Genomic DNA, 15,000 nt, shown 5'->3' with positions numbered 1-15,000 from the left:
TGGCGAGTTTCGTCCAAAGGCGATTTCGCAACGATTGCAGGGGGGCGGTTGAAGATGCGGCATGATCCGGAGGCCAAGGTCCGCGATCCAGGGCAGGGCCCCGCCCGATGACGCGGCTTGTATCCATCGGAGAAGCGATGGTGGAGCGTGGGCCGGGCGGCGACGGGCCGGACGCCGCCATCCGTTTCTCCGGCGATACGTTCAACACGGCCTGGTACCTGGCCCGCGCACAACCCGACTGGCAGATCGACTACCTCACGCAAGTGGGCGAGGACGCGACATCGGACGCCTTTCTTGATTTCGCGCTGGCGTCAGGGATCGGAACGGGGCACATCGCCCGCCACCCGTCCCGCGAAATGGGCCAATACGTGATCGAGGTCACGGATGGGGAGCGGTCGTTTGAATATGCGCGCGAAACGTCCGCCGCGCGCATGTTGGCCAGTGACGAGGCGCGCCTGCTCGACGGGTTACGCGGGGCCGATATCGTCTATTTCAGCGGCATCACCCTGGCGATCTTGCCCGAAGACCACCGCGAATTGCTGTTCGACGTGATGGGAGAGGTGCAGGCGGAGGGTGCGATCGTCGCCTTCGACCCCAATATCCGCGAGGCGCTGTGGTCCGACACGGACGAGATGCGCGGCGCGATCATGGAGGCCGCGCTCAGCTCCGACATCATCTTGCCGAGTTTCGCGGAGGAAGCGCGCCTGTTCGGGGATGCGGAGCCGAAGGCCACCATGGCGCGGTACCTGTCGGCGGGTGCCCAGAGCGTCGTGGTGAAGAATGGTGCCGGTCCAATCCATTACTCGGTGTCGGATACCGCCGGAACCCACCAGCCCGGAACGGTGGCGCAGATCATCGACACCACCGCCGCGGGCGACAGTTTCAATGCGGGCTTCCTCGGACATCTGATTTCTGGCCACAGCCCGGCTGAGGCCGTGGCCGCCGCCAGCCAACTGGCGGAGGAGGTGATCCAGCACCACGGCGCCTTGCTGAACGACGCGGGCTGAGATCGGACCGAAAGATCGTCATTCCAATGCGCGCAGAACCCTTGTGGTGGCAAAATTCTCCTGCGGTGGCTCCGCCGCAAGAAGGGGCCGCGTTTGGCCGGATTGCACGTAGGCGGCGTTGTGCAGGTTGGCATAGTCCCGCCGTTCCAGCCGCCCCAATTCCCGTTTGACCAATTCGATCTGGAACAGAAGCTGATCGCGCGATGCGCGCAGCCGCGCCAGGCTATCCTCCGCCGCGATCCTCTGATCTTCCGTTCTGACATGTCCGTCGGCAAGGGTCGCGAGGTTCAGGGCGGGCATCAGCACCCAGTTCAGAGCGTCCTGATAGACATGGGCCGCCATACCATCGACCGGATAGCCGCAGCCATCGTCGATCCGGAGCGCGCGGTGCGGATTGCCGGCGACGCGCGCGAAACGCACCTGCGCCTGGGCCGGCCCCTCCTCCGCAGGCGTGTGGATGACGCGCAATTGCTCCAGACGCAGACCGGGGAGCAGGATCTGCGCCTCGGGATTGGCGAACACGGCCGCGTCCGTGTCGAAGCGCGACAGGACCGGCACCAGCATGTCGATCAATTCCGGGCGAAACACCTCTTCCATCGGGCGTCCGTGGCGAAACGTGATGCGATGACGGAGATCCCGGCTGACGATCGCGACCGACAGCGGCACCCAGGGCCCATCTTCATCCGTCTTTGCAAGGGTGATCGAAAGCCCGTGGTTCTGCTGCGCCTGGGGCACCATTAGCAAAACTCCTGTGGTCGATTTGTCTCAATTTATCCGCGCCGACGTTAAGAAGAGGTTAATGGCGGCGCGAAAGTTGAGGATCAATCGTCAAGCAATTGGAAACTCCCGAAAATATGTGTCGCTTCGCCGTTGTCATCGCGCGCTGTCTGGCCCTTGCTGCGACAATGGACGATGGTGCGGTCCCGGCGCACGAGGCGGGCTTCGAACGTGAAGGCCTCGCCGGAGCCCATCGCCCCGTCAAGGATGTCCTGCACGCGCTGCTGATCGTCGTGGTGAAACATATCGATGGCGTTCTGCACGGACGGCACGTTCAGACGCGGGTCATAGCCAAGCAGACGGAACAGGCTCGGGCTCCAGTAGGGGAGGTTGTTCTTTATGTCGATGGAGTAGAAGGCGAGGCCAAGGTCGTCCTGCAACTCCTCCATCTGGCGCAGGATCAATTGCGTGGTCATCAGGTCCGTCACGTTTCGGAACACGCCGACCACGCGCTGGGGCGTGCCATCCTCATCGGCGATGCGCTTGCCCACGGCCTCCACCATGATCCGGCGGCCGTCGGCGCGGTCGAGCCTCAGGGTGAAGCGGAACGGCTCGCCGGTATCAACACATTTCTGGACCGCCTCGATAACCTTGGGTCGGTCGTCGGGGTGGTAGAATTCGACCCCGCCCTCCATGTCGGGCGCCCCGACGGAGGGGTCGATGCCATGGATGCGGAAAACCTCGTCGGACCAGAACAGTTTCTCCGTGTTCAGGTCGATCTGCCAATGGCCCACATTGCCGAACCGTTGCAGGAAATCCATCGCTTCGGAGGAGGAGAAATCCTCCACCATCGTGACGACAACGCCGGTGACATCGTGGACCTGGTTCTGGAAGGGCGCGACGGACAGGCGGTGGATCTTGTCGCCGACACTGACCGTCATCGTGCGGACATCGCGAAAGCGGAAAACCTCGTTGCACAATTGCGGAAGAGAGGCGATCCGTTCGGGCAGCTTGCAGGCCGACAGGTGCAGGCCCGCGCCGGGCAGATCGCCGATCCGGAAGGCCGAAAGGGCGGCATTGGACGCGCGGCGCACGGTCAGGGACGGGTCGATGACGAGAACCGGGAAGGGTACGGAATCGAGCGTCGCCGACAATTCCGCCGATACCCGCTGAAGTTCCATGGAATTGACCTGCAATTCCTCGTTGACGGTTATCAGTTCCTCATTCGTCGATTGCAGTTCCTCGTTCGAGGTCTCCAGCTCCTCATTCGTGGCCTGAAGTTCCTCATTCGTCGACTGCATCTCTTCGTTGATGGATTGCAGCTCCTCGTTGGAGGTCTGAAGCTCCTCCACCGTCTGTTGCAGAGCTTCCCGCGTCTGGGCAACCTCAAGCTCCATCTGGCGGATATAGGCGTTGCGATCCCCCTCGCTCATGGTTTCCAACGCCTCGGTCGGCTTCTCCTTCACCCGGGTCTCCAGCGCGACGAGCACGTGATCTTCGCCCTTGTCGGGCGCGGCCACCGGATAGCAGACGGAACGGGCCTGATCGAAGTCCGGCCCCGTCATGTCATGCCACCGTCCCGTGCGGCGCTTCTTCGTCTTGAGCGCGGTCGTGAAAAGCCCCGTGATCTCGTCGCGCAGCGGTGAGCGCAGGTTGGGGATGCTCACCCAGAGTGGCGCGTTCTCGGTCAGTTGCGTGAAGGAGGAGATGTCGCCGAAGACACGCACGATCTCTCCGCCCCGGGTCAGGATGAAGCCGTTGGGGGCGACCGCACGGGCCAGCGCGGAAAATTGCAGATCGTCCACCCGTTCGGCCGACGGCGTCTGCACCTCTTCCGCACGGCGCGGATTGCCGTGCCCGCCCCAGCGCCCGGACCCGTGGGTCGTGATCTGGGGGCGGATCACGTTGGACATGCCCATGCGGCGCTTGGCATATATCTTGTCGGTGCCTGACCGGCTTTCAAACAGGCTTTCCATGTTTCCGACGGATTCCGACGTGCCGATGAACAGAAGTCCGTTGGGGTTGAGCGCGTAGTGGATGCGGTGCAGCACCCGGTTTTGCAGCGCCGTGTTGAAATAAATCAGGACATTGCGCAGCGAAACGAAGTCGAGGTTCAGGAACGGCGGGTCCTGGAACATGTTGTGGACCGAAAAGAGCGTCACGGCCCGCAATTCCGGGGCGACGGCGATGTGATCGCCGCGGACGGTGAAATACTTGTCCAGATAGGCCGATGGGATGTCGGAGGCCGCCGTGATCGGATAGGTGCCGCGCCGCGCGACTTCCATGGCGCGGTCGTCGATATCGGTGGCGAAAATTTGCACCCGCGACTTGCTGAGCTGGTCAAGCCCGCCCATCGCCTCTGCCAGCAGGATCGCGACGGAATAGACCTCCTCCCCCGTCGCGCATCCCGCCACCCAAAGGCGCATTTGGTTGGTATCGCGCCCCTTGACCATGCGGTCGAATTGCAGGCGCAGCTGTTCGAACTGGTTGCGATCGCGGAAGAAGCGCGTGACGGAGATCAGCAGGTCGCGAAACAGCGCGTCCACCTCGTCGGCGGAGGACCGGCAATGGGTGACGTAATCGTCGTAATCCTCGATATCGAGCGCGGCCATCCGGCGGTTGATACGCCGCGTCACGGTGTTGTCCTTGTAATCTCGGAAATCGACCCCGGTGCGCGCCAGGATGATCTGAAACAGGTTCGACAGTTTGGTCGGCTTTTCGTTCAGGTGGCGCAGCTGGCCGAAATCCCGCGGTCGCGCGAGGATCTTTTCCAGGTGTTGCCCGATCTGCTCGGGCGAAAGCGTGAGGTCGATGCACCCCGTCTCCGCGGCGGAGGCCGGCATACCGTCGTATTTTGCCGTCGCCGCATCCTCCGCGATGGTGATCCCCCCGGCCTCGCGGATCGCTTGGACGCCGTAGCTTCCGTCGCTGCCGGTCCCCGACAGCACGATCCCCACGCAATATTCCCCCTGTTCCGCGGCCAAGGATTTGAACAGCCGGTCGGCGGACGGTTTGGGTGTGGCGGGATGGCCCGATGGCTCCACCAGCCGCAGCAATCCATCCTCCAGGATGACGTCGGAATTGGGGGGTGTGATGAAGATCGTGTTGCGGACCGGTTTCGTCTTGTCCGTCAGTTCTTCCACCGGAAGCGGCGTTTCCCGCGCAATCAGGGAGGTCAGAAGGCTCTTGTGGGTGGGCGACATGTGCTGCGCGAGGATATTGACGGCATTGGCGTCGGTCGGCAGGTTCTGGACAAGGGAGGACGCGGCCTCCAGTCCGCCGGCGGAGGCGCCGATCCCCACGAAGAACAGCGTTTCGGTCCCGTCCTGGGCCGGTATATCTTCCATAATCATCCCCTCGCACGGGTCAGTGGAGCGGCGCGTCGGCATTGGTCCTGCCACGCGCGGTCCGATGGCGCGGACGGTAATGCCCCGGGGGGATTGGTGCAAGAAATCAAAGGTTAACGCGCCGGTTCACGGGCGTGCAAACCGGGGCTAGCGCGTCTCGAACGTGAGCGCACCGGTCAGCCGTTGCGGGCCAAGGCGGTCCATCTCCACGATAAGGGCGCCATCCGCGCCGGGACGGAAGCTCACGCCCTGACCGTCGGGCGATTGCAGGGACATGGCGTCAGCGCCGACACTGCCGGAAACGCTCAAATCCGCCGCCTCGGTCCCGGAAAAGACCACGCGCCCGGTGGCGGACGGCCCCGATGTCGCGATCTGCCAGCGCCCCTCGAACCGGCCCTGTACCGTGGCGCATCCCAAGGTGCCGGACCAATCGCTGCTTGCCGACGCAGCATCCAGGGTGCAGCGGATGCGGATTCGCGCGCCGTCCGGTGCCGTCAGGCGCGCGGCGGTGCGCCACTCCCCCGAAAGCCAATCCGGAACATCCGCCGACGCGGGCAGGGCCGAGGCAAGGATTGCGGCAAGTGCAAGAATTGTGGGTCGGGTCATCGTGTCACCATGCGGATCAGGGATGGCAGGAAACCTAGGTCGGCCAGCAATGCCATCCAGAGGGCGAGGATCACGAATGCGCCAAAGATCGGCAGGCTCGCCGTGGCCGAGAAGATCGTCGCCCCGAAACCAAGCGTCATGATGAGGGTCGAGGCGATCATCGGCGGCCCGGCCTGCACCAGGGCCGCGTTCAATCGCGTGGCCGCGTCCCCGTCGCTGTGTCGCCAGCGGTTGAGGTAGTGGATTGTGTCGTCCACAGCGATCCCGAACGCCACGGTCAGGGCGAAGGCGGCGGTCATTGTCATGCCTTGCCCCGTCAGGACCAGCACGGCCTCGATCGCCAGCATCGGCATCGCGCTTATCAATGTGGCGAGTGCGGCCAGCAGCGCGGAACGCTGGGAGATCGCCACGACGATCGCGATGGCGATCAGCGCGAGGTAGAAGGAGGCCCGCATGGCCGCGACGGTTTCCGGCACGACCTCGTGGGCCAGCAGGGATTGGCCCGACAGGCGCGTCACCTCCGTCAGGTCGGCGGCGTCAAGCTCGGCGCGCAGCCGGTCGATCTCCGCCCCGAATTGCTCCGGCGCGGCCCCCAGCGGCAGCAGGACGGGCAGGGCGATCGACAGGCCATCGGCGGCGCGGAACCGGTCGGGGATCTGCGGTGGCCCATCGGTGCCTGCGTTGCCGGTTCCGCTCAACACGACATCGGCCACGGCGTTGATCCGCGCGCCGTCTGCTTCGCTCAACCCCGGCTCGGCGTCGGCATCGGCGATCTCCACGAACAGACTGGCGCTGCCAAGTCCCTCCGCTTCCATGAACGCCATGTCCTGACCCAGGGGGCTGGTGTCGCGGATATGCTCGGAGAGCGAAAATGACGGCTCCGCCTGGTTGATCGTGGGCAAGAGCGCGACAAGGCTGATTGCGGCAAGCGTCGCCACAAGGCGATACCGGCGCAGCGCGCCGTGGGCGGGGCCAAGCAGCGCGGTGAATTGCGCGGGCCGCGTTGTCCGTTCCCGGATCAGCAGGCGAGCCAGAAGCGGGAACAGGATCGCCACTGCCGCGAAGGCACAGACCATGGATACCGGCCCCCAGATCGCGAGCCCCATCAGCGCGTCCGTCCCGCCGATGGCAAAGCTCGCCAGCGCCAGCGCGGAGGTCAACGTGGTCATCGCGGCGGCGGGCAGAACCTCCCGTATCGCGGCCCGTACGCCGCCGGCGTCGCGACTGGCATAGAAAAGGTGCAGCGTGTCGGCGAAGGCCAGTACCATCACGAGCGTCGGCAGGGTGGCCAGCCATGGGTCAAGCGCCTGTCCGCTCCATCCCAGGATCCCCATGAACCACACGACGCCGCAGATCGACGGGATGGCGCAGACCAGCACGGCGGGGATCGAGCGCAGGATCAATGCACCCACAAGCATGCAGATCAGGATGGCAAGCGGTGTCACCACAACCTGATCGCGGATCAGCGCGAAGGAAATCTGCCGCTCCACCGCCGCCTGACCCACGGCCATGGCGGAGATCGGGGAGGACGGATCGTTCAACGCTTCCAACTCTGTATAAATGTCGCCCGGTGCCGCATCATTGCGCGCGATCACGTGGAGGAGGGCCGCCGTCCGATCTTCCGACACCAAGGCACCCGCCGCCGGCCCTGCCTGTTGCAGCGCGGCGAACCGCTCCACCAGCGGCGCATCGGGGTTGGCGAGGATCATCGGCGTCGTGCTGCCCTCTGCGGGCAGCGTGAACAGGCTCACCACCTCCGCCACGGGCGGTGCGAATTGCAAATCGAGGATCAGGTTTTCCAACGCCTCGAACGCGGCGGGATCGGCCAGGTCATCGGCGCGGATCAGCACCGCCTCGTCCGCGCGGCCCAGGGCAAAACGCTCCTGAAACGCCTCATAGGCCAGATATCCTTCGGAATTGCCCGCCAATGCGCCCACGACATCGGCATCCACATGCAGATCGCGTGCGCCGTAGCCTGCCAGAAGCGTCACCAGAAGCGCGAGGACGGCCATGGCCCATCGTCCGATCCCGCCCCGTGCGCGGTCCATATCTGCCTGCGTCATGCCTGCCCGTCTTTCTGCATCATCCGGCGGGCTCTGACCCGTGGCCGGTGGGGGGCAGATAGCATGGGAGGATGAAGAGACGAATAAAATAGCACGAATGCGCCCTTACGATGGGGCATGGCTTCGGGATCGCTGTGGGTGCCGCGGCACCGCACGATTGAAAATTTCGATTGATATGCATCCGCTTCATCGGCACACCCGGTCCATGATCAACAAACTGGAAATGTTCATCGCCGTCGCGCGGGAGGGTCATTTCGGCCGGGCCGCCGAAAGTCTTGGCCTGACGCAGCCAACATTGTCCACCGGGATCAAGCAGTTGGAGGAGATGTTGGGCGTCCAGCTGATCTTCCGCGGCTCCCGCTTCGGGGGATTGACGCCGGAAGGGCAGCGCGCCCTCGTCTGGGCCCGGCAACTGGTCAGCGACACGCGCGCATTCCGGCAGGAAATGCGCACCGCGCGCCACGGGCTCAGCGGGATCGTGCGGCTGGCGGTGATCCCCACGGCGCTCACCTGGGCCGCGCATTTGTCGGCGCGCTTCACCCGAGCCCATCCCAATGTCCGCTTCTCCATTCTCAGCCGCACGTCGACGGAGATCCTGTCGATGCTGGAAAATCTGGAGGCCGATGCCGGCCTTTCCTACCTCGACAATGAGCCGCTTGGGCGTGTCACGACCGAGCCGTTGTATCGCGAACGCTATACGCTCGTGGTTCACAAGGACCATCCACTGGCCTTGCAAGAAAAGGTGGATTGGGGGGATTTGGCCGGGGAGCGTTTGTGCCTTCTGACGGCCAACATGCAGAACCGCCGCATCATCAACGAGAATTTCATGGAGGCGGGCGTGACGCCCGACGCGCAGGTGGAAAGCAACTCCACCCTGGTGCTTGCCGCCCATGTGGAGACGGGCGATTGGATCACCGTTTTGCCCCACGACATCGCGCACTTCCTGTGCGGTGGCAAACCGGACCTCGTCATACGGGAAATCGCGGGTGGCGGGACGGACCATATCGTAGGCCTCGTCGCGCCGTACCGCGAACCGCACACGCCCGTCCTGACCGCGCTGATGGCGCAGACCCGGTTCATGGCGCAGGACCACGCGTGAACCTGCTGCAATTACAAGGCATTGCGTCGCGTTCGGGCGGCGCGATGTCGCATTCCTTTCATTCAAGATCTCAATCGACCAACGGTATTGCGATATTGAATTTCGAATGATCCCGGTGCAGTTTCGGCACGAACGTTCCGGAGCCAGCCATGTCGACCACAGCCGCCCCGCATGATCCCGCGGAAATCAGCGCGATCATTCAGTCTCACGTGCACCGCGAAGGCCCGCTTCTGCCGATCCTGCACGGGATGCAGGCGGCGTTTGGCTACATCCCCGATGCCGCGCGCGCGCCGATCGCCGACGCCCTCAACATCACGGAGGCGGAGTTGCATGGCGTGATCTCGTTCTACCACGACTTCCGGCGCGAACCGGCGGGCCGCCATGTGCTGAAGATCTGCCGGGCGGAAGCGTGCCAGGCGGTCGGCGGAAACGTGGTGGGCGAGGATGTTCTGGGCAAGCTCGGCCTCGATTGGCACGAAACCTCCGCCGATGGGCGGGTGACGGTGGAGCCGGTCTATTGCCTGGGTCTGTGTGCCTGCGGCCCTGCGGCGATGGTCAACGACCAGGTGCGCGGTCGCGTCACGGCCGATGCTTTGGTGGCGGAGGTGTCGCCATGAAAGGGCGCATGGACGGTGTCATGAAGGTCTGGGTCCCCCGCGATGCGGCCGCAAAGGCGATGGGAGCAGATGCGGTTGCGGCCGCGTTCGAGGCGGCGGGGGCGGAGGTTGTCCGCAATGGTTCCCGGGGCATGATCTGGCTGGAGCCCCTGGTGGAGGTGGAGCGCGATGGCGTGCGGATTGGCTATGGCCCGACAGACCCAAGCATGGTGGGCGCGATCCTTGATGGGAGCGCCGAGAGCCTTGGTCCGGTCGAGCAGATCCCGTTTTACGCCAGGCAAAACCGTCTGACCTTTCAACGCTGCGGCGTGATCGACCCGCTTTCACTGGCGGATTACGAGGCCCATGGCGGCCTCGCGGGCCTGCGCCGGGCCGTCGAGATGTTGGATGCCGACATCGTGGCCGAAGTCACCGAATCCGGCCTGCGCGGGCGCGGCGGCGCTGGCTTCCCCACCGGCATCAAGTGGGAAACGGTGCGCAAGGCGGACGGCCCGCAAAAATACATCGTCTGCAATGCGGATGAGGGCGACAGCGGCACCTTCGCCGACCGCATGATCATGGAGGGCGATCCGTTCTGCCTGATCGAAGGTATGGTCATTGCAGGCCTCGGGGTCGGCGCAACGAAGGGCTATGTCTACCTGCGCTCGGAATATCCCGATGCCATCGAGGTGATGAACGCCGCCATCGAAATTGCACGACAAAACAACGTTCTCGGGCGCGTTCTTAATTCATCACATGAGTTTGACATGGAGGTCCGCGTCGGCGCGGGTGCCTATGTCTGCGGTGAGGAGACCTCGCTTTTGAACTCGCTGGAAGGTAAGCGCGGTGTGGTCCGGGCCAAGCCGCCGCTTCCGGCCCTCGAAGGCTTCCTGGGCCGCCCGACCGTGGTCAACAACGTCATCTCGCTCGCCACCGTCCCGGTGATTTTCGAGAAGGGCGCGGCGCATTATGCCAGCTTCGGCCTTGGCCGCTCCAAGGGCACGATGCCGATCCAGATCGCGGGCAACGCCAAACATGGCGGATTGTTCGAGACGGCTTTCGGCATGCCCCTCGGCGATCTCGTCCACGACATCGCGGGCGGCACCGCCAGCGGCCGCCCGGTCAAGGCCGTGCAGGTCGGTGGCCCGCTCGGGGCCTATTTCGCGCCCGAGAAATTCGACACGCCCTTCGCCTATGAGCCGTTCGACGGGGCAGGTGGGCTGATCGGCCATGCGGGCGTTGTGATTTTCGACGACACCGCCGACATGCTTGGAATGGCCCGCTTCGCCATGGAGTTCTGCGCGATCGAGAGCTGCGGGAAGTGCACGCCCTGCCGCATCGGTGCCGTGCGCGGGGTCGAGACCATCGACCGGATCGGGCAGGGCGACGCCACGGCGATCCCGTTGTTGGTGGACCTGTGCGAGACGATGAAAGACGGCTCGCTCTGCGCTTTGGGCGGCTTCACGCCGTACCCGGTGATGAGCGCGCTGGAGCAGTTCCCCGAGGAATTCGCCGTCACGCGGGAGGCAGCGGAATGAGCGGAGATCACACCGGTGTTTCGCCGACTGCGTCGTCGACCAAAGCGGGGGGCCAGCCCCCCGCACCCCCCGGGATATTTTTGGCACATGGAAGACAGGGAGCGCTGCCCCAATGAAGGATTTCACCATCCCCAATGATCGCAAGATGTTCGATGACCGCGACATGGGCACCCCTGCCGTCGAAGGCGCGCCTGTCACGCTGACGGTTGATGGCTTCGAAGTGACCGTGCCCGAAGGCACCTCCGTCATGCGCGCGGCGGCCGAGATCGGCATGCAGATCCCCAAGCTCTGTGCGTCCGACAACCTCGAAGCGTTCGGCTCCTGCCGCCTATGTGTGGTGGAAATCGAAGGCCGTCGCGGCACGCCCGCCTCCTGCACCACACCGGTGGCCGAGGGCATGGTTGTGCGCACGCAGAGCCAGAAGGTGAAGAAGATCCGCAAGGGTGTGATGGAGCTTTATATCTCCGACCACCCGCTTGACTGTCTGACCTGTGCGGCCAACGGGGATTGCGAATTGCAGGACATGGCGGGCGCTGTGGGACTGCGGGATGTGCGCTTTGAAGCCCCCGACGGCGCGGGCCTCATCAATCATTTCGAACAACGCCAGGGCGACCAGCCCAACCCCGAATGGATCGCCAAGGACGATTCCAATCCCTATTTCACCTACGACCCCTCCAAATGCATCGTCTGCAACCGCTGCGTCCGTGCCTGCGAGGAGGTCCAAGGCACCTTCGCGCTGACCATCGAAGGCCGGGGCTTTGACAGCCGTGTGTCCGCCGGTGGTCCCGCAAACGATTTCCTGACCTCCGATTGCGTGTCCTGCGGTGCCTGTGTGCAGGCCTGTCCGACGGCGACGCTCCAGGAAAAATCGGTGATCGAATTGGGCACCCCGGAACGCTCCGTCGTGACCACCTGCGCCTATTGCGGCGTGGGATGTTCGTTCAAGGCCGAGCTTAGCGGCGATGAACTCGTCCGCATGACGCCCTACAAGCATGGTGAGGCGAACCGCGGCCATTCCTGCGTGAAGGGGCGATTTGCCTACGGCTACGCGAACCATGCCGACCGTATCCTGAACCCGATGATCCGCGACTCCATCGACGAGCCGTGGAAAGAGGTAAGCTGGGAGGAGGCCATCGGCTTCGCCGCCGATCGTATGCGGGGTTTGCAGGAAAAATACGGGCGCAAGTCCATCGGGGTGATTACCTCGAGCCGCTGCACCAACGAGGAAACCTACCTGGTGCAAAAGCTTGCCCGGGGCGTCTTCATGAACAACAACACCGACACCTGCGCGCGGGTGTGTCATTCGCCCACTGGCTATGGGTTGGGGCAGACCTTCGGCACCAGCGCCGGGACGCAGAACTTCGATAGCGTCGAGAAGGTGGATGTGGCCGTCATCATCGGGGCCAACCCCACCGATGCGCACCCGGTCTTCGGCAGCCGCCTGAAGAAGCGTGTGCGCGCAGGCGCCAAGCTGATCGTGATCGACCCGCGCAAGACGGACGTGGTCCGCTCCGCCCATATCGAAGCTGCGCATCACCTGCCGCTGCGTCCGGGCACCAACGTGGCCGTTGTGACGGCTTTGGCCCACGTGATCGTGGACGAAAAGCTCTACGATGAGCAATTCATCCGGGACCGGTGTGATTGGGACGAGTTCGAAGAATACATGGAATTCGTCCGCGACGTGCGCCATTCGCCCGAGATGACGGAGATGCTGACGGGCGTTCCGGCGGGGGAACTGCGCAAGGCGGCGCGGCTTTACGCGACCGGTGGCAACGGGGCCATCTACTACGGCCTTGGCGTGACCGAGCATTCCCAAGGCTCCACCACCGTCATGGGCATCGCCAACCTTGCCATGATGACCGGCAATATCGGGCGCGAGGGCGTCGGGGTGAACCCGCTGCGCGGTCAGAACAACGTGCAGGGGTCGTGCGACATGGGCTCCTTCCCGCACGAACTGCCGGGCTACCGCCACGTGAAGGGCGACGAGGTGCGCGCGCTGTTCGAAAGCAAGTGGGGCGTGGAGATCGACCCGGAGCCGGGCCTGCGCATACCGAACATGCTCGACGCGGCGGTGGGTGGCACGTTCAAGGGCCTCTACTGCCAGGGCGAAGACATTCTTCAATCCGACCCCGATACCCACCACGTGGCCGCGGGCCTCGCGGCGATGGAATGCGTCATTGTGCATGACCTGTTCCTGAACGAGACGGCGAATTATGCCCATGTCTTCCTGCCGGGATCGACGTTTCTGGAAAAGGACGGGACGTTTACCAATGCCGAACGCCGCATCAATCGCGTGCGGGAGGTGATGAAGCCCAAGAATGGTTACGCTGATTGGGAAGTGACGCAGCTTCTCGCCAAGGCGATGGGGGCCGATTGGCACTACACGCATCCCAGCCAAATCATGGACGAGATCGCCGAGACCACGCCCGGCTTTGCCAATGTCGATTACGCGATGCTGGAGGAGCGCGGCTCCGTCCAATGGCCCTGTAACGACGCCGCCCCCGATGGCTCGCCCATCATGCATGTCGATGGCTTCGTGCGCGGCAAGGGGCGCTTCATCGTGACGGAATATATTCCCACCGACGAGCGCACCGGTCCACGCTTCCCGCTTCTGCTGACCACGGGCCGCATCCTGTCGCAATACAACGTCGGCGCGCAGACCCGGCGGACGGAAAACTCGATCTGGCACGATGAGGATGTGCTGGAAATCCACCCCCACGACGCCGAAGTGCGCGGCGTGAAGGAAGGCGATTGGGTCAAGCTGGCCTCCCGATCCGGTGAGACGAGCCTGCGCGCCACGCTGACCGACAAGGTGGTTCCCGGGGTCGTCTACACGACGTTCCATCACCCCGACACGCAGGCCAATGTCATCACCACCGACTTCTCCGACTGGGCCACGAATTGCCCGGAATACAAGGTGACGGCGGTGCAGGTGGGCCTCTCGAACGGGCCGACCGAATGGCAGCGGGAATACAACCAGCAGGCCGCGATGGCGCGACGTATCCAGACGGCGGCGGAGTGAAACCGACCCGCTCCATATCCGCCTCGGCCCTTGGGGCCGATGGCGCGCGCGATGTGGCGCGGTCATTGCCCGAAGAGGTGCCCGTGGCCGTCACGGTCAATGGCACGTCGCAGGCGGTCATGATGTGCTCGCCCGCCGACCTTGAGGACTTCGCCGTGGGCTTCGCCTTTACCGAAGGCTTCGCGACATTTGGCCAGATAGAGTCCGTCGAGATCATCGAAACCGAGGCCGGTATCGAAGCGCGCCTCTGGGTACCGGACGCCATCGCCGACGCCCTGGGCGACCGACGCCGCGCGATGATGGGCCCGGTCGGCTGCGGCCTCTGCGGCATCGACTCGCTGGAACAGGCGCTGCGCGATCTGCCGGTGCTGGGGCAGGGTGGCTCTGTCGGTCTGGTCGAAGCGGCAAATGCCCCCGACGCCCTTCGCGCGCACCAACCGCTCCACGACCTCACCCACGCGGTCCACGCCGCGGGTTTCCTGATCCCGGGGCAGGGCATCGTGGCCGCCCGCGAAGACGTGGGTCGCCACAACGCGCTCGACAAGCTGATCGGCACCTGCCTGCGCATGGGCCGCGACATGTCCCGCGGCGCTGTCATCCTCACCTCCCGCATCTCGGTCGAGATGGTCCAGAAAACCGTCCTCGCCAAGTGTCCTATCCTGATCGCCGTCTCCGCGCCGACCGCCCACGCCGTGCGCCTGGCCGATGCCGCGAACCTCACCATTGCCGCCTTCGCCCGCGACGGACGGCTTGAGACCTTCACTCACCCGACCCGTATCGACCGGAGCCAGACCGATGCAGCCTGAGAAACTCACCCGCATGGCCAACCAGATCGCCAGCTTCTTCGCCACCCAACCGGGCGGCGGGCAGGTGGAGCGGGTGGCCGCGCATCTCAATGATTTCTGGGGGCCCGAGATGCGGGATGCGCTGAAGGCCCAGGCGGCGCAAGACGACAGCGATCTGTCACCGCTGGTTCGGGACGCGATCCCCCTGATCTGATTGGTC

At 64.5% G+C, this 15,000-nt stretch carries 11 protein-coding genes; 7 read left to right on the top strand and 4 right to left on the bottom strand.

What is annotated here, in order from left to right; all coding sequences use genetic code 11:
* Window positions 1–107: 107 nt before the first annotated feature.
* The gene (locus KUW62_RS09055) at window positions 108–1,007 is read left to right on the top strand and encodes a sugar kinase (RefSeq protein WP_224815159.1); all 900 of its coding nucleotides are present in this window, start codon (window positions 108–110) and stop codon (window positions 1,005–1,007) included.
* Between the two features lie 18 nt (window positions 1,008–1,025).
* On the opposite strand, the gene KUW62_RS09050 is transcribed toward KUW62_RS09055, so the two are convergent.
* The 4 genes from KUW62_RS09050 to KUW62_RS09035 form a co-directional block, all read right to left on the bottom strand.
* A complete protein-coding gene (locus tag KUW62_RS09050; RefSeq protein ID WP_224815158.1) occupies window positions 1,026–1,745 on the bottom strand; it encodes a hypothetical protein in 720 nt (239 codons plus the stop codon).
* An 83-nt stretch (window positions 1,746–1,828) separates the two neighbouring features.
* A complete protein-coding gene (locus KUW62_RS09045) occupies window positions 1,829–5,077 on the bottom strand; it encodes a chemotaxis protein CheB (protein WP_224815157.1) in 3,249 nt (1,082 codons plus the stop codon).
* A gap of 141 nt (window positions 5,078–5,218) precedes the next feature.
* Window positions 5,219–5,677: a hypothetical protein gene (locus KUW62_RS09040; protein WP_224815156.1), complete on the bottom strand. Its 459-nt coding sequence runs from the start codon at window positions 5,675–5,677 to the stop codon at window positions 5,219–5,221.
* Window positions 5,674–7,740, bottom strand: a complete 2,067-nt coding sequence (locus KUW62_RS09035; protein ID WP_224815155.1) for an RND family transporter — start codon at window positions 7,738–7,740, stop codon at window positions 5,674–5,676. The genes KUW62_RS09040 and KUW62_RS09035 overlap by 4 nt, the downstream gene beginning before the upstream one ends.
* Before the next feature lie 205 nt (window positions 7,741–7,945).
* Between KUW62_RS09035 and KUW62_RS09030 the strand changes: the two genes are divergently transcribed.
* From KUW62_RS09030 to KUW62_RS09005, 6 genes are all read left to right on the top strand, one after another.
* Complete coding sequence (locus KUW62_RS09030) at window positions 7,946–8,839, top strand: LysR family transcriptional regulator (RefSeq protein ID WP_224815154.1); 894 nt, start codon at window positions 7,946–7,948, stop codon at window positions 8,837–8,839.
* 149 nt (window positions 8,840–8,988) lie between these two features.
* Window positions 8,989–9,456 carry a formate dehydrogenase subunit gamma gene (locus KUW62_RS09025; RefSeq protein ID WP_224815153.1) on the top strand — a complete coding sequence of 156 codons (468 nt, stop codon included), beginning with the start codon at window positions 8,989–8,991 and terminating at the stop codon, window positions 9,454–9,456.
* 20 nt (window positions 9,457–9,476) lie between these two features.
* The gene (locus KUW62_RS09020; protein ID WP_224817079.1) at window positions 9,477–10,973 is read left to right on the top strand and encodes an NADH-ubiquinone oxidoreductase-F iron-sulfur binding region domain-containing protein; all 1,497 of its coding nucleotides are present in this window, start codon (window positions 9,477–9,479) and stop codon (window positions 10,971–10,973) included.
* Between the two features lie 112 nt (window positions 10,974–11,085).
* Window positions 11,086–13,995 carry a formate dehydrogenase subunit alpha gene (gene fdhF, locus KUW62_RS09015; protein ID WP_224815152.1) on the top strand — a complete coding sequence of 970 codons (2,910 nt, stop codon included), beginning with the start codon at window positions 11,086–11,088 and terminating at the stop codon, window positions 13,993–13,995.
* On the top strand, window positions 13,992–14,801 hold the full coding sequence (fdhD, locus tag KUW62_RS09010) for a formate dehydrogenase accessory sulfurtransferase FdhD (RefSeq protein WP_224815151.1): 810 nt from the start codon (window positions 13,992–13,994) through the stop codon (window positions 14,799–14,801). The genes fdhF and fdhD overlap by 4 nt, the downstream gene beginning before the upstream one ends.
* Entirely contained in the window at window positions 14,791–14,994 is a 204-nt protein-coding gene (locus KUW62_RS09005) for a formate dehydrogenase subunit delta (protein WP_224815150.1), read from the top strand. The genes fdhD and KUW62_RS09005 overlap by 11 nt, the downstream gene beginning before the upstream one ends.
* Window positions 14,995–15,000: the final 6 nt, after the last annotated feature.

It is taken from the genome of Hasllibacter sp. MH4015 (assembly GCF_020177575.1).
Classification (GTDB): domain Bacteria; phylum Pseudomonadota; class Alphaproteobacteria; order Rhodobacterales; family Rhodobacteraceae; genus Gymnodinialimonas.
Note: the sequence above shows the minus strand (reverse complement) of the source record. Positions and strands in the feature narration are given on the sequence as shown.